The organism is Nocardioides agariphilus (assembly GCF_015352445.1).
Taxonomy (GTDB): domain Bacteria; phylum Actinomycetota; class Actinomycetes; order Propionibacteriales; family Nocardioidaceae; genus Nocardioides; species Nocardioides agariphilus.
The window spans coordinates 173,852-196,964 of record NZ_JADKPO010000002.1; the positions used below are offsets into that span (position 1 = coordinate 173,852).

At 72.1% G+C, this 23,113-nt stretch carries 16 protein-coding genes; 11 read left to right on the top strand and 5 right to left on the bottom strand.

Features of this window, described 5'->3' with window-relative positions; translation table 11 throughout:
• Positions 1-21: 21 nt before the first annotated feature.
• Entirely contained in the window at positions 22-738 is a 717-nt protein-coding gene (locus ISU10_RS02680; protein ID WP_194694822.1) for a B3/B4 domain-containing protein, read from the top strand.
• Here the strand turns inward: ISU10_RS02680 and ISU10_RS23455 are convergent.
• Both ISU10_RS23455 and ISU10_RS02690 read right to left on the bottom strand, forming a co-directional pair.
• A complete protein-coding gene (locus ISU10_RS23455; RefSeq protein WP_194694823.1) occupies positions 728-4,243 on the bottom strand; it encodes a hypothetical protein in 3,516 nt (1,171 codons plus the stop codon). The genes ISU10_RS02680 and ISU10_RS23455 overlap by 11 nt on opposite strands.
• Before the next feature lie 179 nt (positions 4,244-4,422).
• Positions 4,423-4,899 carry a hypothetical protein gene (locus tag ISU10_RS02690; RefSeq protein WP_194694824.1) on the bottom strand — a complete coding sequence of 159 codons (477 nt, stop codon included), beginning with the start codon at positions 4,897-4,899 and terminating at the stop codon, positions 4,423-4,425.
• Positions 4,900-5,036: 137 nt separating this feature from the next.
• Here ISU10_RS02690 and ISU10_RS02695 point away from each other — a divergent pair, with 137 nt between their 5' ends.
• The 4 genes from ISU10_RS02695 (at position 5,037) to lysS (ending at position 13,120) form a co-directional block, all read left to right on the top strand.
• Positions 5,037-8,585, top strand: coding sequence for an ATP-binding protein (locus tag ISU10_RS02695; protein WP_194694825.1), 3,549 nt, complete (start codon positions 5,037-5,039; stop codon positions 8,583-8,585).
• 65 nt (positions 8,586-8,650) lie between these two features.
• On the top strand, positions 8,651-10,030 hold the full coding sequence (locus ISU10_RS02700; RefSeq protein ID WP_228499277.1) for an FAD-binding oxidoreductase: 1,380 nt from the start codon (positions 8,651-8,653) through the stop codon (positions 10,028-10,030).
• A gap of 98 nt (positions 10,031-10,128) precedes the next feature.
• Positions 10,129-11,517, top strand: a complete 1,389-nt coding sequence (locus ISU10_RS02705) for an FAD-binding oxidoreductase (RefSeq protein ID WP_194694826.1) — start codon at positions 10,129-10,131, stop codon at positions 11,515-11,517.
• A gap of 112 nt (positions 11,518-11,629) precedes the next feature.
• Positions 11,630-13,120, top strand: a complete 1,491-nt coding sequence (gene lysS, locus ISU10_RS02710; protein ID WP_194694827.1) for a lysine--tRNA ligase — start codon at positions 11,630-11,632, stop codon at positions 13,118-13,120.
• A gap of 6 nt (positions 13,121-13,126) precedes the next feature.
• Here the strand turns inward: lysS and ISU10_RS02715 are convergent, their stop codons facing one another.
• A complete protein-coding gene (locus ISU10_RS02715; protein ID WP_194694828.1) occupies positions 13,127-13,486 on the bottom strand; it encodes a Crp/Fnr family transcriptional regulator in 360 nt (119 codons plus the stop codon).
• 335 nt (positions 13,487-13,821) lie between these two features.
• Between ISU10_RS02715 and ISU10_RS02720 the strand changes: the two genes are divergently transcribed.
• The 5 genes from ISU10_RS02720 to ISU10_RS02740 are packed head-to-tail and all read left to right on the top strand — an operon-like array spanning position 13,822 to position 20,515.
• Complete coding sequence (locus ISU10_RS02720; protein WP_228499279.1) at positions 13,822-14,214, top strand: RidA family protein; 393 nt, start codon at positions 13,822-13,824, stop codon at positions 14,212-14,214.
• A gap of 46 nt (positions 14,215-14,260) precedes the next feature.
• A complete protein-coding gene (locus tag ISU10_RS02725) occupies positions 14,261-15,274 on the top strand; it encodes an iron ABC transporter substrate-binding protein (protein ID WP_194694830.1) in 1,014 nt (337 codons plus the stop codon).
• A gap of 59 nt (positions 15,275-15,333) precedes the next feature.
• Complete coding sequence (locus ISU10_RS02730) at positions 15,334-16,869, top strand: ABC transporter permease (protein WP_370864616.1); 1,536 nt, start codon at positions 15,334-15,336, stop codon at positions 16,867-16,869.
• The gene (locus ISU10_RS02735) at positions 16,866-17,951 is read left to right on the top strand and encodes an ABC transporter ATP-binding protein (protein ID WP_194694831.1); all 1,086 of its coding nucleotides are present in this window, start codon (positions 16,866-16,868) and stop codon (positions 17,949-17,951) included. The genes ISU10_RS02730 and ISU10_RS02735 overlap by 4 nt, the downstream gene beginning before the upstream one ends.
• Positions 17,948-20,515 (top strand): AMP-binding protein, encoded by a 2,568-nt coding sequence (locus ISU10_RS02740; protein ID WP_194694832.1) that lies wholly within the window; start codon positions 17,948-17,950, stop codon positions 20,513-20,515. The genes ISU10_RS02735 and ISU10_RS02740 overlap by 4 nt, the downstream gene beginning before the upstream one ends.
• On the opposite strand, the gene ISU10_RS02745 is transcribed toward ISU10_RS02740, so the two are convergent.
• A complete protein-coding gene (locus ISU10_RS02745) occupies positions 20,412-21,017 on the bottom strand; it encodes a TetR/AcrR family transcriptional regulator (protein WP_194694833.1) in 606 nt (201 codons plus the stop codon). The genes ISU10_RS02740 and ISU10_RS02745 overlap by 104 nt on opposite strands.
• A 513-nt stretch (positions 21,018-21,530) precedes the next feature.
• On the opposite strand from ISU10_RS02745, the gene ISU10_RS23460 reads away from it, so the two are divergent.
• A complete protein-coding gene (locus ISU10_RS23460) occupies positions 21,531-21,665 on the top strand; it encodes a hypothetical protein (RefSeq protein ID WP_267239100.1) in 135 nt (44 codons plus the stop codon).
• A gap of 6 nt (positions 21,666-21,671) precedes the next feature.
• On the opposite strand, the gene ISU10_RS02750 is transcribed toward ISU10_RS23460, so the two are convergent.
• A complete protein-coding gene (locus tag ISU10_RS02750) occupies positions 21,672-23,039 on the bottom strand; it encodes a helix-turn-helix domain-containing protein (RefSeq protein WP_194694834.1) in 1,368 nt (455 codons plus the stop codon).
• Between the last annotated feature and the right edge of the window lie 74 nt (positions 23,040-23,113).

A 23,113-nucleotide genomic window follows, 5' to 3' on the forward strand; every position in this document is an offset into this window, starting at 1 on the left:
CCGGGTGCTGACAATCCCCGGGTGACCTCACTCGAGAGCTTCCTGGCTGGCGCAGCGGTGGACGACGCCGTCTACGAGCTGCGCCCGGACTACCGCGCCCTCCTGGTAGCGGTCGACGGCATCGAGCCCGGGAGTGGCGACGCGGCAGGCGAGGCTCTGCTGCGGGATGCCGAGAACGCCGCGGCCGGCCTGGTGAGCCAGGCAGCGGTCGAGGAGCTGCCGCACATCGCGGCCTGGCGGGAGGCCTACCGTGCCTTCGGCACCAAGCCGCAGCGCACCCGCAACAGCCTCGAGGCGCTTACTCGCCGCGCTGCCACCGGGCTGCCGCGGGTCAACGGCCTCACCGACGTCTACAACGCCGTCTCCGTTCGACACCAGGTGCCGGTCGGCGGCGAGGACCTGGCTCGCTACGCCGGAAGCCCCCGGCTGGTGCGGGCGAGCGGCGACGAGACGTTCGACACCACGGCGGACGGAGAGACGGTCATCGAGCACCCTGAGGCCGGCGAGGTCGTGTGGTGCGACGACGACGGGGTGACCTGTCGGCGGTGGAACTGGCGGCAGGGCCGTCGTACGCAGCTCACGCCCGAGACCACCAGCGCGCTGTTCATCTTCGACGCCCTGGCGCCGATGACGGACGAAGCGCTGATGGCCGCAGCCGACGACCTGCTGACCCACGTACGCCGGCTGGGGCCGGACGTGCGCAGTGTCAGCAGGCTCTTCACACGGCCTACCGCTTGACCGCGACGGTCGCCGCTGACGTCTTGGAGGTCGTCACATAGGCGGTCTTGCTGCCGGTCACCTTCACCTTGATCCGCTTGCCGATCAGGGCTCTGGTGAGCCGAAGGCTCTTCCCGACCTGCCCCTTGATGACCGTCGAACCGGCGTACCACTTGTACCTGAGCTTCACCGGCGACGGGCCCCACGTGCCGGGCTGGGCCTTGAGCACCAGGCCCACCTTGGCCGTGCCGGAGATCTTGGGCTTCGGCGCGGACAGAAGTCCCTTGGCCACCGCAGCCGTTGCAGCCGAGGTGCGGGTGCCGGGCGCGTAGCCGACCTTGGCGCCCTTGACCTTGACGGTGACCTTGTCGCCCAGCAGCGAGGCCAGCGGCACCAGCGTCGGGTTGGTGGCGCCGGCGATCGCGACGCCGTCGGCGTACCACTGGTAGGTGAAGGTCACCGGCGCCGGGCCCCACGTGCCCGGGTTCGCGGTGAGCTTGGAGCCGACCCGTGCCGTGCCGCTGATGGTGGGCAGGGCGGTCGTCAGCTGCGGTGCGGACACGCACGGACCCGAGCAGTCCCGGTGGGCTTGGTCGATCGCCCCCGACGTACCTCCCGTGCCGGAGCCACCGGGGTTGCCGTTGGCGCCGTCGACACCGTTGGTGCCGTTGGTACCCGCTCCCGGGTGCGGGTCGTCCTGCGTCGGCGCGTTGGTGCCGAACGAGCCCGATCCACCTGAGCCTCCTTGGCCGCCCAGGCCGAACGGCGCCCCGCTCGGGCTGCCTCCTCCGAGCCCGCCGTCGAGGCCGCCGACGAAGTACTCGTTGGCGTCGTAGAGCACGGCCAGCTCGGTCGTGAACACGCCTCCGCCGCGAGGTGCGATTCCCTTGCCGCCATCGCCGCCCCTGCCGCCATCGCCTCCCTGGCCCCCGGCACCTCCGTTGGAGCCGTCGATCCCGTCGTGGTCGGGCTGGTAGGGCTGGCCGCCGACGCCGCCGTCGCCGCCATCGCCACCGATGGAGCCGGAGCCACCGCCGCCACCCGTCCCGCCGTTTCCTGACCGGGCGGTGTTGCCGCTGATGTAGCCCGCGTGGAGCGTCCAGTCGGTCGAGGAGTTGTAGAGGCCGCCGCCCTGTCCGACCCCGGCGTCCCCGCCGGTTCCGCCATGGCCACCGTCGCCGCCGGCACCTCCACCGCCGGCGCCGCCCGGAGTGCTCGCCGGATCTCCGGGCTCACCCGAGCCGGCGTCGCCGCCGGCGCCGCCACGGCCGCCTGCTCCGCCCGCTCCTCCATTGCCTCCGCTGCCGCCCCAGGCCAGGCCCCCGTCGAACCTCAGGTAGAAGTCGTTGGCGAAGTCGATGCTCGACCTCGCCACGAGGCTCCCCGCGTTGTAGACACCGCCGCCTTGGCCGGGTCCGCCGAGCCCGCCCGGGCCGCCGATGCCGCCGATGGCGCCCGCCGTACCTCCCGCGCCGTCGGCGCCGTCCGCGCCGGCTCCCCAGGTGCCCACCGTGCCGTTGCTCTCGGGACCGGGCGGGCCGCCGCCGATGCTGGCGCCGGCCGAGCCGCCGTCGCCGTTGGCGTCGAAGCTGCCGCCGCCCGAGCCGCCGTTGCCACCGCCGCCGCCGTTGCCGCCGAGCGCGGAGCCGTTGAGGTACGCGTCGACCAGGGACAAGGAGCCGCTCGGCAGGTTGGCGATGCCGCCGCCACGACCGGCGCCCCCGGCGGCGCCGGCGTTGCCGTTGCCGCCTGCGAACAGGGCACCGGCTGCCCCGCCCGAGCCACCGGCACCTCCGCCGCCACCCGAGCCGCCAGGTGCGCCGCTGGTGGGGTCGCCGCCTCGGCCTGCGGCGCGGTTGTTGGTGTCGAGACCGACCGCAGCGCTACCGCCGGCCCCACCGGGGCCACCGGGGCCTCCGTCGACCTCGCCGTGGAAGTTGCTCCTCGTGGTGCCAGGGGCCAGGGAGGAGGTGACGGTCACCATGCCGCGGTTGGCCAGGCCGCCGCCGTAGGCATCGGCGCCTGCGGCCGCGAGACCGCCGCCCACCGTGACGCCGTTGGATCCGTTGGCTCCCGATGCCCCACCGGCACCGCCCGACCCGCCGTTGATCGACCCGTTGCCGCCACGACCCCCGGACCCGCTGTACCCGCCGATGCCGGCCATCCCGGCCGTGCCTCCTCCACCGCCGGACCCTGCTTTCGCGATGCCCGTGATGGAGGAGTCGTGCAGCGTCAGGGTGCCCAGGTTGTCGATGCTGCCGCCCTCGGCCGAGGCGCCGGCCGCAGCGTTGCCGGGAGTGCCGCCCTTGCCGCCATGGATGCCAGGACCGCCGAAGCCGGCGTCGCCGCCGGAGTGGGCGCTCCCGTCGAAGCCGACGCTCCCGCCGCCTCCGCCGCCACCGTCGCCTCCGCGGAAGGGGGTCGTCGTCTGGCCGTCGCCTCCGCTGCCGCCCCAGCCTCCGCTGCCGCCGATGGTCTGCGATGCGTTGGTCACGGTGCCCTGGACGATGGTCAGCGTCCCGGTGTTGTAGACGTCCGATCCGGCGGCCGGGGCGCCGGGCGCACCGTTGCCGCCCGTACCTCCCGCACCCGAGGTTCCACTCGAGCCGCCAGGCGCGCCGATGCCGCCGCTGCCGCCGTCACCGTTGGCGCCCGGCCCGCCGAACCCTCCGTCACCGCCGGCACCAGCGGTGCCACCCTTGCCGCCGGGGCCACCGTGACCTCCGGAACCGGCGACGGTCTGGTTGCTCGACAGCGTGCACGCGATCAGCGTGAGCGTGCCCGCGTTGCTGATGGCCGCACCGCGGGCCAAGCCCCCTGCTGCGCCGCTTCCGCCGGCGCCGCCGGCCCCGCCGTTGGCGCCGTTGCCGCCCTTGCCGCCGGGCCCACCGGTCGTGCACTTCTGTCCGGTGATCGGGTTGACCGAGCCCTGGCCGCCGTCGCCGCCGTTGCCGCCGCGGCCACCGTGGCCGCCGTTGCCCCCGGCACCACCGCCGCCGCCCGGCCCACCGGTCGCGCGGCTGTTGGTGATCGACACGTGGTCGAGCGTCACGGTGCCTGAGGTGATCCGGATCGCGCCGCCCTCGGCGCTGCCGCCCGCTGTCCCCGGCTTTCCGTCTCCGCCCGCTGCACCGGCCGCGGCGTTGGTGCCGGCCCCACCGGGGGCGCCGGTCGCGCCTACGCACGTCGCGGCCTGGCCGGCGGGTCCCGCCGTACCGTTCGCGCCGTCGGCGCCCGTCGCACCCGCGGCTCCGGTGACCCCCACCGTGCCCGTGGCGGCACCCTTGGTCAGCGTCAGCTGGTGGATGGTCAACGTCCCGCCGGTGACGTCGAAGAAGCGGGTCGCCCACTGCCCGTCGAGCGTGGACCCGTTGCCCTCGATCGTCACGGTCTTGCCGGACGGGATCGGGATCGACTGGGTGATCACCATCGGCGAGCAGGTCACCGCGAAGGTGACCGTGCCGCCCGCGATGACCGCGTTGCGAAACGCCGTCGCATCACAGTTGTTCAACGTTGCCGATGCCATGACAGGTGCTGGGGCGACCAAGGTCGATGCCGCGACGAGGCCCCCGACGACCCAGCTACGACACCCCGTACGTCGGAGGGTCACGAGCGCAATTTAGACCTGCCGAAGCCGCAGGGCCATGACCCTCGAACGGTCAACCGGACAGGTGCAGCAGCACCGCCCGAACCCGTTCGCCGCGCTCACCAGCGGACGGTGAGACCGACCTGGCCCAAGGCTCCGAGGAAGCCGTTCGAGAAGCCGATGCTGCCGTCGGTCACGCGGGCGCGCTTGTGGCTGCCGGAGTAGGAGACCTGCTTGGCCCCGAAGTAGGCGTTCAGCGAGGGAGTGCCGTCGATGAAGTGGCTGCAGAGCTCGCCCATGGTGTTGATGGTGAACGTCTCGCCCGGCGAGACCGTCAGGACGGCGCTGACATCGGCGTTCTCGCACTGGCCCTGGGCGGGCAGCGTGCCGTCGGAGGCCCGCAGCGACAGGCTCAGGTGTCCGCCGAGCTCGCCGGCCGTGTCACCGGCCATCGAGAATCCGGACGCCGTCACCTCCGGAGTGCTGTCGAAGGTACTGCGGTCGAACCGGTCGACCGACGCCGCCTGGGCGGTCGGGGTCACGAGGACGACAGTGGCTGCGGCGAGAACCGCGGCGAGGGTGGTACGTGCGTACATGGTGCTTCTCCTTGTTCGTCAGGGATCGGATGGCCGTACGCTGCCCGGCCGCTCTTGAAGCCGACTTGTGAGCGACTTGAGCCGAGCGTGAGCACCCCTGGTCGCCGTATCCTTCGACCCGACGACGAGGGAGTGGGGTGGACCTGGACCCGATGTTGAGCCTGCGCGTTCTCGGAGAGCTGACGGCTGCGCGAGACGGCGCGCCGGTGGACCTCGGCGGGAGACGACAGCGAGCCGTGCTCGCGGCTCTGGTCATCCACCGGGGCCAGGTTGTCGCCGCAGACCGCCTGGCCGACCTCGTCTGGGGTGATCGGGCGCCGGCGAACCCGGCGGGCGCCCTCCAGGCCTATGTGAGCCACTTGCGACGACGACTGCAACCGGAGGCTGGTGCGCGTCGCAGGGGTGACGTGATCGCGCGCGCCGGCAACGGCTACCAGCTCCGTCTCCCGCCCGATGCGGTGGACGCGTGGAGCTTCGAGCGTGCAGTGGACTCCACGCCCGGCCTGAGCGCCGCGGAGTCGGCTCGCGTGCTCGAGGACGCCCTCCGCCTCTGGCGTGGCCCCGCCTATGCGGAGTACGCCAGCGAGTCGTGGGTCGAGTCCGAGGTGGCGCGGCTCGACGAGCTCCGGGCCGTGGCGCGCGAGCGGCTGCTCGAGGCGCGCCTGCACCTGGGGGACGCCGCCCTGCTGGTCGGCGATCTGGAGGCACTCGTCGCCGAGGACCCCCTTCGCGAGGAGCGTTGGCGGCTCCTGGTGCTCGCGCTCTACCGTGCGCAGCGACAGGCCGACGCGCTCGCGGCGTTGCGGAGGGCCCGCGGGCTGCTCGCCGACGAGCTGGGCGTCGATCCGGGCCCAGCGCTGCGGGAGCTCGAGGCCGAGGTGCTGGCCCAGTCACCGACGCTCGACGCCCCACGGGCCCCGCTGTCGGCTCCGGTGGACGGTGCACCGATCCCGCGCGAGCCGACGGACCTCGTCGACCGGGTGCGCGAGACCGCGACGCTCAGGCGGCTGGTGGACGGGCTTGCAGCGGGTGGTCCGGGCTGCGCTCTCATCGAGGGTCCTGCCGGGATCGGCAAGACCAGGCTGCTCGCCGAAGCCGTGCGGCTGGCCGACCTCGCAGGGGCCAGGGTGCTGGCAGCGCGCGCCAGCGAGCTCGAGCGCTCCTACGGGTTCGGCGTCGTCCGGCAGCTCTTCGAGCCCGCGCTGCGCGACCCGGATCGCCAAGACGTCCTGCTTGGCGCCGCGGCCGGTGGGGCTCGGGCGGTCTTCGACGGGCTCGCAGGGACCGACAGCCCCTCCCACGGCAACTTCGCGGTGCTGCACGGGCTCTACTGGCTCACCGTCAACCTGGCGGGAGAGGCGCCGCTGGTGCTCACCGTCGACGACGCGCAGTGGTGCGACGCCGCGTCACTGCGCTTCTTGGCCTACCTCGTCAGACGGCTCGAAGGCCTGCCCGTGCTGGTGGTGATGACGGTGCGCTCCGGCGAGGAGGGGCTCGAGGAGTCCCTGCACGGCGAGCTGGCACACGACCCGTTCGTCACCGTGCTCCGCCCGCGGCCGCTGTCCGCCGAGGCTGCTGGAGCCCTCGTCAGCGAGGTGCTCGGGGAGGGCGCGGACTCCTTCGTCCGTGCCTGCCACCGGATGACCTCGGGCAACCCGCTCCTGCTCCGCCAGCTGCTGCGCGCCCTCGAGGAGGAAGGCGTGCAGCCGGACGTGTCCCACGTCGACACCGTGCGCGCCGTGGGCTCTCGAGCCGTGTCGTCGCTGGTCATGCTGCGCCTTCGCCGGATGCCGCCGGCCGTTACCGCCATCGCCCGCGCTGTCGCCGTCCTCGGCGAGGAGGCTCTGCTTCCTGCGATCGCCGAGCTGGCGGCGTTGGGCGAGCCGGAGACCGCAGCGGCTCTGGACACCCTGACCCGTGGCGAGATCCTCGCCGATTGGCTGCCCCTGACGTTCGTCCACCCGCTCGTCCGCGACGCCGTGTACGGCGACCTGCCGGCCGCCGACCGTGCGCTGCTCCACGAGCGTGCTGCCCGTCTGCTGCGGGAGCAGGCGGCCGCCCCGGAGGTCGTGGCCGCGCACCTCCTGCTCGCTCCGCGTCGGGGCAGCCGGGAGACCGTGGACACGCTCCGCGCCGCCGCACGCACGGCCATGGCACGCGGTGCGTCGGACTCCGCGGTCGTCCTGCTCCGGCGGGCGCTCGACGAGCCCGTGCAGCCCGACGCGCGGGCCCAGGTGCTCATCGAGCTGGGACTGGTCGAGACGCTCCTGGACGGTCCGGCCGGCGCGGCCCACCTCACGGAGGCCTACGAGCTCCTCGCGGATCCGGCCGAGCGCGCGCGCGTCGCCATGCTCGTCGTACGCACCCATGTGTTCGCCTCGGCGCCGGGCGTGGCGACCCAGTTCGCGGTCGCCGCCGAGCAGGTGCTGCCCGAGGGTCTCGATGACGAGCGGCAGGGCTTGGTCGCCCTGCGGCGCATGTCGGGATACATGCACCGGCTCCCTCCCGAGTCCTACCGGGCGGGACCGACTCCCGAGGTCAGCGGGTCCGGCGACGGGGCCCGGATGCTCGCGGCCACGCTCTGCTACGAGGTGCTGCGCGACGGCGAGGACCGGGCGCGGGCGATCGAGCTGGCGCGCTTCGCGCTCGAGGACGACCGCTTGCTCGAGGTCGACAACGGCCTGCTGTGGATCGTCGCCGCGAACGTCCTCCTGCTCGCCGACGCCGACCTCGGCGACTTCTGGGACCGAGCGCTGGCGCGCGCCCACGCGACGGGTGGCCTGTTCTCGGTGCTGTCGGTGAACCTGTGGCGGGGATATACCCAGCTGCGGCACGGGCAGCTGGAGGACGCCTTCCAGTCCTTGGCCGACGGGACCGAACAGCTCCAGATGTGGGGCGCGTCGGGGATCACCGCCACCTATGCTGCGGCGTTCACGCTGGCCGTCCAGGTCGAGCAGGGCGACCTGGACGGCGCGACCGAGACGTTGACGGCCGCGCGCCGGCTCCCCTGGGTGGGTGAGGGCGGCAGGCTGCTCGCCGAGTCGGCGGCCCGGCTCTTCCTCGCGCAGGGGTGCCCTGCCGAAGCGCTCGGCGGGCTGACCGAGGACGTGGTCCGGCCCGGGATCGCCAACCCGGCTTGGGCCGGGTGGCGCGGCCTGAAGGCCGGGGCCATGGCGGGGCTCGGCCGGATGGAGGAGGCCGTCGAGCTCGCCGCGGACGAGGTCGCACTCCTGCGGCGCTGGGGAGCGCCCACCTCGCTCGGCCCGGCGCTGCGGCTGCTCGGCTCGCTGCGCGGCCGGTCGGGTGTCACGGACCTGAGGGAGGCGGTCGAGGTGCTGACCGGCACCACGGCCGCGGTGGAGCTCGCTCGCGCCCAGGTAGCCCTCGCCCGGCATCCAGAGGTCGCCGACGGCGAAGCCGTGACGCTGCTCCGGGCCGCCTTGTCCACGGCCCAGGCGTGCGGAGCGCGCGGGGTCGCCAGGGACGCCCTCGACGAGCTCGCCGTGCGCGGCCACCGCCCCGAGGACCCGGCGACTGGCGGCCCGGTGCGGGTCTCGGCGCGCGAACGCCGCGTCCTGGACCTGTCTGCCGCTGGTCTCGACGTCAACGAGGTGGCGCAGGCGCTGTTCTTGACGCCGGGCACCGTGCGCGCGCTCCTCGAGGCCGCCAGTGGCGGTCCGCCGTGACCAGGCTCAAGTTGTTCTCAAGTCGTGGGTGCCACCCTGGCGCCCACCGATCGTGAGGAGATCCGTTGCCCAGCACTCCGCCTACCGCCGCCGCGAGACTCGACGTCCTGCGGGGCCTGTGCGGCGGCGCCGTGCACGTGCCAGGCGACCCCCTCTACGACGAGGCCCGGATGCCCTGGCACCTCGACGTCGAGGCGTGGCCGGCCGCCGTGGCCTATCCGGCGTTCCCGGACGAGGTGGCCTCGGTGCTGCGGGCGGCAGCCGCTGCCGGGCTGCGGGTTGCGCCCCAGGGCACCGGTCACGGGGCGCCCCCGCTCTCGGGTCGCCTGGGTGAGGCCGTGTTGCTGCGCACCTCGGCCATGACCGAGCTGCGCATCGATCCCGAGCGGCGCATCGCCCGCGCTGGGGCCGGGGTGCTCTGGGGTGACGTCGTCGCGCGCGCCGGTGCGCACGGTCTCGCCGCCCGGCACACCACGGCGGCCGGGGTCGGCGTCGTGGGCACCTCCTTGGGCGGCGGGCTGAGCTGGTACGCCCGCCCCGGCGGCCTGCAGTGCAGCGCCTTGACCGCCGTGGAGCTGGTGCTCGCCGACGGCACGTTCGTGCGGGCCACCGACGACAGCGACGCGGACCTCATGTGGGCCGCGCGCGGTGGTGGCGGGGGCTTCGGCGTGGTCACCGCCTTGGAGTTCGACCTGCTCCCGGTGAGCAGCGCCTACGCCGGCATGCTGGCGTGGAGCTGGGCCGAGGGCGACCGGGTTCTCCGCGCCTGGCGCTCGTGGACCGAGACCCTACCCGAGGCCTTCACCACCGTCGCCCGCTTGTTCCGGACGCCGGATGAGCCCTGGCTCCCCGCAGACGTGCGCGGCCGGCGGCTCGTCGTCATCGACGGCGCCCTGATCGGCGAGGTCGACGAGGGTGCGCGTCTCCTCGAGCCGCTGCGGGCCTTGAAGCCCGAGATCGACACCTTCGACGTCGTACCTCCTTCCTCGATGGCCGACATGCACCTGGACCCGGAGGCGCCTGCCGCCGTCTACGCCAACAGCGTGCTGCTCGACGACCTGCCGGAGTCGGGGATCGACGCGCTCGTCGCTGCGGCCGGGGCAGATGCCGACTCGCCGCTGCTCTTCGTCGAGATCCGCCACCTGGGCGGGGCCCTGTCGCGACCTGCCCAGCGTCCCGGGGTGCTGGACCGCATCACAGGTGACTTCCTCGTGCTGGGCGTGGGACTGGCCGATGGGGTCGGCCTGTCGTCCGTGCGTGACGAGACCAACCGCGTGATGAGGGCTCTGCAGCGCTGGGACAGCGGCGCGTCCTACCTCCTGATGGCCGACGGCGAGGTCGACGAGCGCAGGGGCTGGTCCTCGGCGGCCGCGCAACGACTCGAAGCGGTGCGCGCGGCGGCAGACCCGGACGGGCTGTTCATCCCGCCGCGCCCGCGGACTTGAGACTCGCGGCCGGGAGGCCTCAAGTCGTCCGTAAGTAGGCCTCAAGACTCCTGGGCCACCGTGGTGCCACATCGACCACCACGAACCTTGGAGAAGAAGTGACCATCGTCGAACCCCGCGAGGACCTGGTCCCCGCCGCTGTGCCCTACGCCGACCTCGACTCGTCCACGACCGGCACCCTTGCCGTGCAGGGCGAGGAGGAGTACGACGCCCTCGTCTCGCCCTGGAACCTGGCCATCGCCGTCCGTCCGGCGGCCGTGCTCGCCGCGCGGACCGCGCAGGACGTGGTCGAGGCCGTGCGCTTCGCCCGCCGCCACCGCCTGCTGGTGACCCCGCAGGCCACGGGCCACGGGCCCATCGCCGAGCTCGTCGGCGCGATCCTGGTCAACACCCAAGGACTGGACGAGTGCGTCGTCCACGTCGAGGGGCCGGGTGAGGGCTGGGCCCGCGTCGGCGCCGGCGTGAAGTGGATCCGCGTCGTGCAGGCTGCCGCGCCCCACGGCCTCGCGCCGCTGTCCGGGTCGATCACCGACGTGGGCATCGTCGGCTACACGACCGGCGGCGGCCTCGGACCCATGGCCCGCACCTACGGCCTGGCCATCGACCGCGTCCGCGCGATCGAGGTCGTCACCGGTGACGGCGTCCTGCGGCGGGTGACACCGACCGAGGACCCTGAGCTCTTCTTCGGCCTGCGCGGCGGCAAGGGGATGCTCGGCATCGTCACCGCCATCGAGTTCGACCTCGTGCACCAGCCGACCTTCTACGGCGGCTCGCTGTGGTTCGAGGGCGAGCACGCCGCCGCCGTCATCGAGCGGTGGCGGGCGTGGTCCGACGAGCTCCCCGAAGCGGCTACCACCTCGTTCGCGCTGTTCCAGCTGCCGGCGATGCCCGACGTACCTCCCGTGCTCGCGGAGCGCCTCACCTTGTCGGTCCGGTACCTGTGGACCGGCGACGCCACGGAGGGCGAGCGATGGTTCGCCTCGATGCGCGAGGCCGCGCCGGTGCTCCTCGACGACGTCGCGCTCAAGCCGTACACCGAGGTGGACTCGGTGCACACCGACCCGCTGGACCCGCTGCCTGCGCACGAGGCCGCGTCGGTGCTCACCGACTTCCCGGCCGAGGCGGCCCAGGCCCTGCTCGCGACGGCGGGTCCCGGCTCCGGGTCACCCCAGGTCCTGGTCGAGGTCCGCCAGATGGGCGGGGCGGTCGCGCGCCGCGGCGCTCATGACAGCGCCTTCAGCTCGCGCGACGTGGCCTACTCCCTCCTGCTCGTCGGCATCGCCGGCACCCCCGGGCTGGAGACCCACGCGGAGGCGATCCTCGAGGCCATGGCGCCGTGGACCGGTGGGCGTCGGTTGCCCAACTTCACCTTCGCGGCCGACGACTACCGCGACGCCTATGACGAGCTCACCTCGGCCCGGCTGCGGCGCGCGGTGCGGACCTACGACCCGGACCGCGTGATGGCGATCGGTCGTGCGCTCGGCTGAGCTGGAGGAGCTCGGCTCCACCCGCTGACACTGCCGGGGACCGTCCATTGCCCGCGATCGCGCCGCGAAACCGAGGCGAGCGAGCCGATCCGCGCACGCTAGCGTTGCGGCCATGGACGACGCCCCACCGACCGCCGCCACGACGTCCCAGACGGACGAGCGACTGGCCAAGCGTGAGCGGATCCTGGCGTCTGGCCGGCAGCCCTACCCCGTCGCCGTACCCCGGACTCACACACTGGCCGAGGTGCACGACACGTGGGGCCATCTCGAGGCCGGTGAGGAGACCGACGACGTCGTCGGTGTCGCCGGGCGCGTGATCTTCATCCGCAACACCGGCAAGCTCTGCTTCGCCACGCTGCAGGAGGGCATCGGCACGCGGCTCCAGGTGATGCTCAGCCTGGCCGAGGTGGGCGAGGAGAAGCTGCAGTCCTGGAAGGCCGATGTGGACCTCGGCGACCACGTGTTCGCGCAGGGGCGGGTGATCTCGAGCAAGAGGGGCGAGCTGTCGGTCCTGGCCGGCGACTGGCAGATGGTGTCCAAGGCGCTGCGCCCGCTGCCGGTGCTCCACAAGGAGCTGACGCCCGAGACGCGGGTCCGGCAGCGGTACGCCGACCTGATCGTGCGCCAGGAGGCCCGCGACATGGTGCGCACCCGGGCCGCCGTGCTCCGGGCGATCCGCGGGTGTCTCGACGAACGTGGCTACCTCGAGGTCGAGACGCCCACGCTGCAGCTCGTGCACGGCGGTGCCGCAGCCAGGCCCTTCCACACCCACCTCAACGCCTTCGACCAGCAGATGTCGCTGCGCATCGCCTTGGAGCTGAGCCTCAAGAAGGCCGTCGTCGGCGGCGTCGACCGCGTCTACGAGATGGGCCGCATCTTCCGCAACGAGGGTGTCGACGCCACCCACTCACCCGAGTTCACGATGCTCGAGGCCTACCAGGCATACGGGGACCAGACCAGCATCGCCGAGCTGATCCGGGCCCTCTACCTGGCTGCCGCCGACGCCCTCGACATGCACCAGATCGAGACCGACAAGGGCGTGGTGGACCTCGACGGCGAGTGGACCTGGCTACCGGTCTACGACGCCGTCAGCGAGGCCGTCGGCGAGAAGGTCGAGGTCGACACCTCCGCCGAGGACCTGCACCGGCTGGCCCGCGAGCACGACGTCGAGATCGACCCCAAGGCCGAGGCCGACAAGGTCTTCCTCGAGCTGCTGGGCGAGCTCGTCGAGCCCACGCTCCTCCAGCCGACCTTCCTCTACGACTACCCCGCGATCGCCCAGCCTCTCGCGCGGCCCCACCGCGACAAGCCCGGCTTGATCGAGGCCTGGGACCTGGTCATCGGCGGCGTCGAGCGCGGCACCGGCTTCAGCGAGCTCATCGACCCCGTCATCCAGCGCCAGGTGCTGGAGGCCCAGTCCCTCAAGGCCGCCGGGGGAGACCCCGACGCGATGGAGCTCGACGAGGACTTCCTCCGCGCGCTCGAGTACGGCGCTCCGCCGATGGGCGGTCTCGGTCTCGGCATCGACCGGCTGGTCATGCTGTTCACCGGCGCCAACATCCGCGAGACGGTGCTGTTCCCGCTACTGCGACGCGAGCAGTAGCCGCGCTCAGAGCTCGCGAGGGTCGCGCTCGCGGATCCGCTGCGCCATCGACCGCATCACCTGCAGCGCGAACATCGGCGTCTCGTGCACGAGGTACGTGAACGCCTTGTCGTTGATGACGGCGAGCACCGAGTCCTCGGTGGCGACCGCCGAGAGGCTGCGCGGCGAGTCGTCGACCAGCGCCAGCTCGCCGAAGGTGTCGCCCGGCTCGAGCACGGCGAGCGAGTGCGAGCCCTTGCGCAGCTCGACGGCGCCCGAGATCAGGCCGAACATCTCGGCGCCGGCGTCACCCTCGGTGAACACGGCGTCGCCGGCGGCGACCGCACGCTGCTCGTTGGCGTTGATGAAGACAGCTCGGATGCCCATACGCCGCATTGTGCCCCTCGGCAGCGAACTGCGGGTGACGAGATGGTGAACGAGTCCGATCGAGACCGAACACCACGGGGCCGCCCCTCCCGTACGCCGCGGCGTACGGGAGGACCGGCCGGGTTCAGGCTGTCGTCAGTTGAGCACCGCCAGTCCCGATGCGTAGCTGAGCATCGCGAAGGCGATGGCATCGGAGTTGATGTCCAGCGCGGTCGTGCTGAGGTTGTCGATCGTGTCGCACGCCGCGTGAGAACCAGGCCGCTGACGGCGAGTCGAGACTCGACAGGACGAAAACCCCGCGACGGGTTGAACAACCGGCGGGCACGATGGGGCGGATGGAGCTCCTGCGCGTCCCGACGCTGACCCAAGACGTCCCCTACGCCTACGCGGCGGTCACGCGGGCAGGGACCGTGTACGCCGCCGGGGCCTGCCCGCTCGACCAGGACGGGCAGGTCGTCGCGCCCGGAGACATCCCTGCCCAAGCCGCCCAGGTGATGGCCAACCTCGAGGAGGTGCTGCGCACCGCCGGCTGCGGACTGGGCGACGTGCTCAAGACGACGGTCTACGTCGCGTCCTCGACGCGCTCGGACCTGGTCGCTGCATGGAACGTCGTGCGCGCGGCGTTCGGTGAGCACGACGCCCCATCGACCCTGCTCGGCGTGGCCGTGCTGGGGTACCCGGAGCAGCTGGTCGAGGTCGAGGCGGTGGCAGTCAGCCGAGAAGCATGAGTATGGTTAGGCTGCCCTAACATCCAGCTTCCCCTGTGAGGTTGCCGTGCAGCGCCCCGCCGTCCTTCTGCGTCTTGTCGCCCTGTCGCTCGTGACCGCCGTGGCAGCAACCGGGTGCTCGGGCGACGACGGGCCCTCGATCGTGGTCTACAACGCCCAGCACGAGCAGCTGCTCGAGGAGATCGCCCCGCTGTTCACCAAGCAGACCGGGATCAAGGTCGAGCTGCGCAGCGGCGACGACGCAGAGCTCTCGGCCCAGCTGGTGCAAGAAGGCGACGCCTCGCCGGCCGACGTGTTCCTGACCGAGAACTCACCGGCCATGTCGGCGGTCGAGCGTGCGGGGCTGCTCGCCCCCCTGGACCCAGCAGCACTGGAGCCGATCCCGGCGCAGTACCGCCCCGAGAGCGGCCTGTGGACCGGCTTCGTGGCCCGCTCGACGGTCCTGGTCTACAACCCCGACCTGATCTCCGAGAGTGAGCTGCCGAGCTCGATCCTGGACCTCGCGAAGCCGGAGTATGCCGGAAAGGTGTCGTTCTCGCCGACCGGTGCCGACTTCCAGGCCATCGTCGCCGCCGTGCTCGATCTCGAGGGCGAGGACGCCACGCGCGAGTGGCTGGCCGGGCTGAAGGCCAACGGCACCGTCTACGACGGCAACAACGTCGTGCTCGAGTCGGTCAACGCCGGTGAGTCCGCGATCGGCATCGAGTACCACTACTACTGGTACCGCGACCACAAGGAGTCCGGCGAGAACAGCGACAACAGCTCGCTCTACTTCTTCGGCGACCAGGACCCCGGTGCATTCTTGTCCATCTCCGGGGCCGGGGTGCTGAAGTCCAGCGACCATGCCGATGATGCCCAGAAGTTCGTCGCCTTCTTGACCAGTGAGGAGGGCCAGCAGGCGCTGGCCGACAGCTACGCGCTGGAGTACCCCCTCAACCCCGCGGTCTCGCTCGACCCGTCCGTCAAGCCGCTCTCGGAGCTGCAGCCGCCGGCCATCGACATCTCCGACCTCGACGGCGCCACCGTCATCGCCTTGATGACCGAGGCGGGATTCCTCTGAGTAGCACGCTGCTCGCCGCCGACCGTCCGCACACCCGGGAGCGTGACCCGGGGCCGGGCGTGGTCCTGGCCGTGCTCGGTCTGGTCGTCGCGGCGACCTGCCTGCTCCCGTTGGGCTACGTCGTCGTCTCCTCCGCCCAGCTCGGCGCCGGGGAGGCGGTCGACTTCCTGGTGCGACCCCGGGTCGGGCAGCTGCTCTGGAACACAACCCGGCTGCTCGTCGCCGGCGTCGGTCTCAGCGTCGTGATCGGCGTCGGGTGTGCCTGGCTGGTGGTCCGCACCAACCTCCGAGCCGGCCACCTCTGGCACGGGGTGCTCGCCGCTCCGCTCGCCGTACCCGCCTTCGTCAACGGCTACGGCTGGGTGTCCACCACCCACGCCGTGCAGTCCTACGGCGGCGCGGTGCTGGTCGTCAGCCTGTCGTACTACCCGCTCGTCTACCTGCCGACGGTCGCTGCGCTGCGTCGGCTCGACCCCGGTCTGGAGGAGGTCGCCGCGGCTCTGGGCCACGGCCCGGTCGCGAGCTTCGCGCGGGTCGTGCTGCCGGCGATCAGCCCGGCGGTGCTGGGTGGCGCCCTGCTCGTCGGGCTCCACCTGCTGGGCGAGTACGGCGCTCTGCAGATCCTCAACTACCCCACGCTGACGACCGGGATCCTCGACCAGTACCGCACGAGCTTCAACGGACCGGCGGCGACGCTGCTCGCTCTCGTGCTGGTGGCGTTCTGCCTGCTGCTGCTGGGGGTCGAGCTGCTCGCCCGCGGCCGCCGTCGACACTCGCGAGTCGGATCGGGGGTGAGCAGGACAGCGACGCGCGTCCGGCTCGGGGCGTGGAGCCCCGTGGTACTCACCGGTGTCGGGGGGCTGGTGGTGCTGGCCCTCGGCGTGCCTCTCGCGAGCCTCGGCCGATGGCTGGTGCGCGGCGCGTCCACCGAGTTCCCGCTCGGCGACCTGGTCGCCGCCACCGGCACCACCGTCGGCCTGGCGCTCGCCGGCGGAGTCGTGGCCACCATCGCCGCGCTGCCCGTGGCGTGGCTCGCGGTCCGCCACCGCGGCCTGTTCGCCACCACCCTCGAACGCAGCGTCTACCCGGCCAACGCGCTCCCGGGCATCGTCGTGGCGCTGGCGCTGGTCACGGTGTCGATCCGGTCGGTGCCGGCGCTCTACCAGACCGTGCCGCTGCTCGTGCTCGGCTACGTCATCCTCTTCCTGCCGCGCGCGGTCGTCAGCGTGCGCGGCACCCTCGAGCTCGCCCCGCCGGTGCTCGAGGACGTGGCGAGATCCCTGGGCTGCAGCGACGCGGCTGCGGCCCGACGCGTCACCCTGCCGCTCGTCCTGCCTGGCCTGGGCGCCAGCCTGGCTCTCGTCTCGCTGGCCGTCAGCACCGAGCTGACCGCGACCCTGCTCCTCTCGCCGATCGGCACCTCGACGCTGGCCACGGAGTTCTGGCAGAAGGCGTACTCCGTCGAGTACGGCGCGGCCGCCCCCTACGCGGCGCTCCTGATCCTGCTGTCGATCCCCGCCACGTGGCTGCTCTCGCGAGCCGCCAACAGCAGCGGGCTGAGGTCGGCCCTCCGCCCCCTGGGAGCCGTGTCATGACCGCGGGACCCGGGCGTGCTGCCGGCCTTCGGGTCCAGGGCCTGCGCAAGTCGTTCGGCGACACCGTCGTGCTCGATGGTGTCGACCTCGACGTGCCCGACGGCATCACCGCCGTGCTGGGTGCGTCGGGCTGCGGCAAGACCACCCTGCTCCGTCTGGTCGCGGGGTTCCTCGAGCCGGACGGCGGCACCATCACCATCGGCGACCGCATGGTCGCGGGCGGGGGACGTCCCGTGCCGGCCCGCCGGCGACGCGTCGGGTACGTGCCGCAGGAGGGCGCGCTGTTCCCGCATCTCGACGTGTCCGCCAACGTCGCCTTCGGGCTCGCCCGCGGCGAGCGTCGGTCGGCGCGTGTGCGCGAGGTCCTCGACCTCGTCGAGCTGCCCTCCTCGGTTGCCCACCGTCAGCCGCACGAGCTCTCGGGTGGCCAGCAGCAGCGGGTGGCGCTGGCCCGCGCCCTCGCACCACAGCCGGGTCTGGTCCTCCTCGACGAACCCTTCTCCTCCCTCGACGCGGGGCTGCGCGAGGACACCGGCCGCGCCGTCGCGCGTGCCTTGCGCGCCAGCGGATCGACGGCCGTGCTGGTCACCCACGACCAGGGTGAGGCGCTGTCGCTGGCCGACCAGGTCGCGGTGATGGCCGCTGGCCGATTCCTCCAGATCTCACCGCCAGGAGAGATCTACCTGCGCCCTGCCTCGCCAGAGGTGGCGGCCTTCGTCGGCCACGCCACCCAGCTGCGGGGCACCGCCGGCGGACGCACGGCGAGGTGCGACCTGGGCGAGCTCGGCCTGCTCGCGGACGCCTCGGGACCGGTGCTGATCGTCGTACGCCCCGAGCAGGTCAACGTGATCCCCGACCGTTCGAGCGGTGCCGGCGGGGCCGACGGGGCCGACGGGGTGCGCGCCGAGGTCCTCGACGTGAGCTACTTCGGGCACGACGCGACGCTGCGCGCACGCATCCACGACCGCGACACCGTGGTGATCTCGCGGGTCCCGGCCGGCGGCGTTCCGGCCCCCGGCACCTCGGTGTGCCTGCGCGTGTCGGGCGAGGTCCTGGCCTTCCCGCTCGAGGGCCCGCGTTGACGGTCGAGCAACGGCTGGACGCCTGTCCGCTTCTCGGGGGACGCCCCGGAGACCTCGCGCTGCGCAGTACTGCCGAGACCGTGACGTATGCCGAGCTGGCCCAGCGCGTCGACCGGCGCTCGGCCCTCCTCGGGACCACCCGCCGGTTGGTGCTGGTCGAGGCCGCCAACGACGTCGAGAGTGTGGTGACCTACCTCGCGGCGCTCGCGGGCCGCCATCCGGTGCTGCTGGCGGCGCCGGGCGACGTGGACCGACACGTCGAGCTGGCCGAGGCCTACCGACCCGACGTCATCCACCGCGCCGGGGCGGCGCTGCGGGAGGTACGTGAGGGCTCTGCGCACGACCTGCACCCCGACCTCGCCGTGCTGTTGAGCACGTCCGGCTCGACCGGGTCGCCCAAGCTGGTGCGGCTGTCGCTCGACAATGTCGTCGCCAACGCGCAGAGCATCGCCGACTACCTCGGCATCCGCGCCGCGGACAGCGCGATCACCTCGTTGCCCCTGCACTACTGCTACGGCCTGTCGGTCCTCAACAGCCATCTCGTCGGGGGAGCGGCGGTCGTGCTGACCGACCTCTCGGTCTCCGACGAGTGCTTCTGGGCGCTCGCGACCGAGGCCCGGGTGACGAGCCTGGCGGGGGTGCCCTACACCTTCGACCTCCTCGACGCCTCCGGCTTCGGCGACCGCGATCTGCCGCACCTGCGCTACCTCACCCAAGCCGGCGGCCGGATGGCACCCGACCGCGTACGCGAGTGGGCGCAGCTGGGCAGGGAGCGCGGGTTCGACCTGTTCGTGATGTACGGCCAGACCGAGGCCACGGCGCGGATGGCCTACCTCCCACCTGACCTTGCCCTCGAGCGACCCGAGGCGGTGGGCATCGCGATCCCGGGCGGGAGCTTCCGCCTGGCCGGTGTCAACGGGACACCCGTGCACGTCGGCGAGCTGGTCTACACGGGCCCCAACGTGATGATGGGGTACGCCGAGACACCGGCCGACCTGGCCCGAGGCGCCGAGCTGGCCGAGCTGCGCACGGGTGACCTGGCCAGGCAGGCCGACGACGGGCTGTGGGAGGTCGTCGGCAGGCTCGGCCGGCACGCGAAGCTGTTCGGTCTCAGGCTCGATCTCGACCGGGTCGAGCAGGTCCTGGCCGACCGCGGACGGCCCGTCCGCGTCCTGGTCCACGACGAGCGTCTCTGGGTGTTCACCGAGCAGGCGCGCTCGGTCGAGCGCACCCTGCGCGCGGTGGTCGACCTCACCGGACTGCCGGTCTCGGCCATCCGGGTCGTCAGGCTCGGGTCGCTGCCCCGCACCACCTCGGGCAAGCCCGACTACGGTGCGTTGACCCGTCACGCGACCCAGGTGGCCTCGCAGACGAGCACCGACGACCCCGGTGCCGGCGCCGAGGGCATCCGCGACCTCTTCGCCGTGGTCCTGGGCCGACCTGACGCGACCGTGCGCGACAGCTTCGTGGATCTCGGGGGTGACTCCCTGTCCTACGTGGAGGTCTCCACGCGTCTGGGCCGGGTGCTCGGCACGCTGCCCGCGGGTTGGCAGCGGCTCTCGCCGACGGCTCTCTCCACGGCACGCCGCCCTCGACGCCGCTTCACGATGCCTGTCGACCTCTCGGTCGTGCTGCGTGCGGTCGCCGTGCTGCTCATCCTGGTCAGCCATGCCGACATCGCCCAGCTACAAGGGGGCGCCCACGTCCTGCTGGCCGTCGCCGGCTACAACCTGGCCCGGTTCCAGCTCGCGATGTCCGACCGGGTGGCGCGCGTGCGCGGGATCCTCAGGTCGGCGGCGGCCGTTGCCATACCGACAGCCGTGTGGATCGGTGCCGTCGCCGTGGTCGCCGGCGAGTACAGGTGGCAGACCGCACTGTTCCTCAACGGGCTCACCGGCACCTCGCGCTGGAGCGACGACTGGCAGTTCTGGTTCCTCGAGGCACTGGTGTGGAGCTATTTGGCGGTCGCGGCGGTGATGGCAGTGCCAGGCGTGTTCCGATGGTCGCGGCGATCCCCCTTCGGCGTGGCGCTGGCAGCGCTCGCAGTCGCGCTGCTGGTGAGGTTCGCGGTCGTCGGGGTGCAGGCCGGGCCCGTCGAGCGGTACGAGGCGGCCGCGGTGCTCTGGTGCCTGGCCCTTGGCTGGGCGGCGGCCGTGGCGGGCACCTTGCGTCGCAGGGCGCTGGTCGCCGTGCTCGCCGTGGTGTCGGCCATCGGCTTCTTCGGCGACGCCCAGCGTGAGCTGATCGTCGTGACAGGAGTGGCGCTGCTGCTCGTCGACCGGGCCGTGCCCGTGCCGCGGCTGCTGGGCCGCGTGGTCCACGTGGTGGCCGCCGCGTCGTTGTGGATCTACCTCACCCAGTGGCAGGTCTACCCCGGCATCGAGGACGCGGGTCATCCCTACCTGGCGGTGCTGGCGGCGCTCGCGGTCGGCGTCGGCGTCCACGAGCTGTACGAGCGCGTCATCCCCAGAGTGCGCGCCCGACGAGGTCGGCGGCCCACGCGGCGTACCTCTTCGAGGGCCACCCCCGCTCGCGCACGAGCACCGCGTGCAGCTGAGGGCTGAGCACGCCGTAGACGACGTCGGAGGCACGTCGGGTCGTCACGCCGCGCGCCAACGGCCGCAGGGCCCGTAGCCGGTGCACCAGGTGCGTGGCCGCCTGCGATCGCGCGGCGTCCTGCCAGGCGCACACCTCCTCGACCGCCTCGTCGGCTCCAGCTGCCGAGGTGGCCGCAAGTGCGAGCGCACCCGTGGCGTCCAGCGCCCGGACCGCCTCGTCGACCAGGATCGTGAGGGCGCGATCCGCATCGGACTCGGCGATCCGGCCGGTCGGGGCCGGCGTGGCCCGCTCGATGGCCGCGCGCAGCAAGGCGGCCTTGGTGCCGAAGGCGAAGTAGACACTCTGCACCGACATCCCTGCCCCCGCCGCGACGGCTTCCATGGTGGTGCCCGCGAAGCCGACCGTGGCGAAGAGGCCTCCCGCAGACTCGACCATGGCGTCGCGATTGGCCTGCTTCTGCTGGCGTTTGACGTCGATCGGGCGCCGAGTGTCGTCGCGGGAGGTCATGCTGCCAGCCTACTGGAGTGCCACTTTAGAGTGACACTCTAAAGTCTGCCTCTGAGACCTCCCAGGCGCCGGCTGGACGCAGCTGTGGCCGGCGCCGCAGGCATGACCCCCGAAATATGAAGGACCCCCTGCGGGGGGCCACAGGGGGTCGCTAGCACTGGTTGGGGGGAGTCCAGTGCATGAATCTCACGGTTGCCGGGGGGGTTTGACGCCCGCGAGATTTGTTCACTTCGATCGGGAGGCGGGGTCTTGGTTTGCCTCCCGATGTTGACTCAACTTTACAGCGGTGGCACTTCTCGGGGGCGGAAACGAGAATTTCGGGGCCCCCTCGAAGAGGTGGTCTAGCACACTGTTAAACGGCCTCTGACCTGCGAAAACGTGCAGCCCTAGGGTGCCTGGGGGTAGCGATGCTGGACGAGCGTCAAAAGTCAAGATCGACTTTTTGACCAGACCACTCCACGATGGTCTCCGACCGGACTAGTCAGCCGGTCACCTGTGAGAGGGAGATCCGTCATGCGTCGCAGCAAGTTCGCAGTTGCAGCCGTTGTCGCTGCACTCGTCGCCACCCTGGGTGCCACCTCGGTGGCCGCGTCCCCGGACGCCGCTATCAAGCAGATGAGGAAGTCGGACTGGCCAGCCTGCTGCTGACCCGTTCTACCGCAGTTCCTCTGACAACTTTCTCGTCGTAGCTCTCGGACGACTCTGCACGCCTGATGCCGCTGCCGCACTTCGGTAGGCATGGCGTGCTGCATCGAACTCGTTGACGTCCTCGAGCAGGCCGGCGAGCTCGAACCACAGTTCCGCTGCTTCGCGGTCCGATCCGAGACCGGTCAGCGCGAACACCGCTTCATGGTAGGAGCGCGCGGCTGCTTCGATGTCTCCCTGGGCAGCGTGCACCTGGCCCTCGAGCGACTTCGCATCGGCCGCGGTCAGCGGCGACAAGACCTTGATGCTCTCGTGCACGTGCCGGCTCATCACCTCGGCGGTCTCGACATCGCCGGCCAGGAAGTGTGCCCGCGCCTGGGCAAGCTCGTTGCGACCGATGTCAGCCGGGCTGGCGCTGCACCATTGGTACTCCTCCGCCGCGAGCTTCAGGTTCTCCTGCGCCTCGCTGATCTGGGGCGGGTCCATGCGCAGCTGCATCATGCCGAGCGCCGTGCGGAGATTGGCCAGGTTGCGAGCGTCCTGTCCTTCCGATAGCAGCTTCAAGGCGCGCTCGGCCAACGGGATCGCGTCGCGCACCGAACCGCGAGCGGCTTCCAGAATGCTGGCGTTCCAGTAGGCAGAGGCCCGGCCGACCGATGAGTCGAGGGTCTCGGCCTTGGCCACCGCCCGACGGCACACGCGCACGGCCTGGGAGACATCGCCGCGGGTGTGGTAGGCGTAGGCCAAGGTCACCGCGAGCTGGACGGCCTCGTCGGTGCCGTCGAGGGGTGTGTCAGCCAGGTGCTCCAGCATCATCTCGCCGACCTCGACGGCCTTGGAGAAGTCGCCCGACTCGCGGTAGCAGCGACTCAGCGCGATGCCGACCTTGATCTGCAAGACGTTGCCGACCCGCGGCGAGAGCAGTCCCTCGAGCTCGATGATGGCGTCGTCGACCATGCCCTGGGCCTCGAGTGCCCGGGCCAGCAGGAAGCGGCTCCGGTAGGCCAGCTCCTTGAGCGAGGCGGCCACCGCCATGTCCAGAGCGTCGCGAGCCTGGAGCTCGGCGCTCGCGGCCTGGCCCGACTCGAGCGCCAGCTCGGCGAAGTCGAGGTTGAGCTTGATCTGCTCGAGCTCCTGCGGGGCGACGCCCATCAGCAGCTGCTCGACCGGGGTGCCGAGCCGGACGCAGAGGTCGGTGAGCACCTGGAGGTTCGGACGTCGGTGCCCGGCCTCGATGCGAGAGACGTAGCCGACCGACACGTCGGCGCCGGCCAGGTCGGTCTGAGTCATTCCCTTGGCGACGCGCGCAGCGCGCAGCCGTTGACCGAGCTCGATCGGGTCGAGCTTCCTGAGCAGGTCAGCCTGACGGGCATCCATACGCGTCAGTGTGACCGAAGCGTGGCGAATCCGGTCAAAAACGCGATTTCTGGTGCTGGACCCGCTCAGATCCC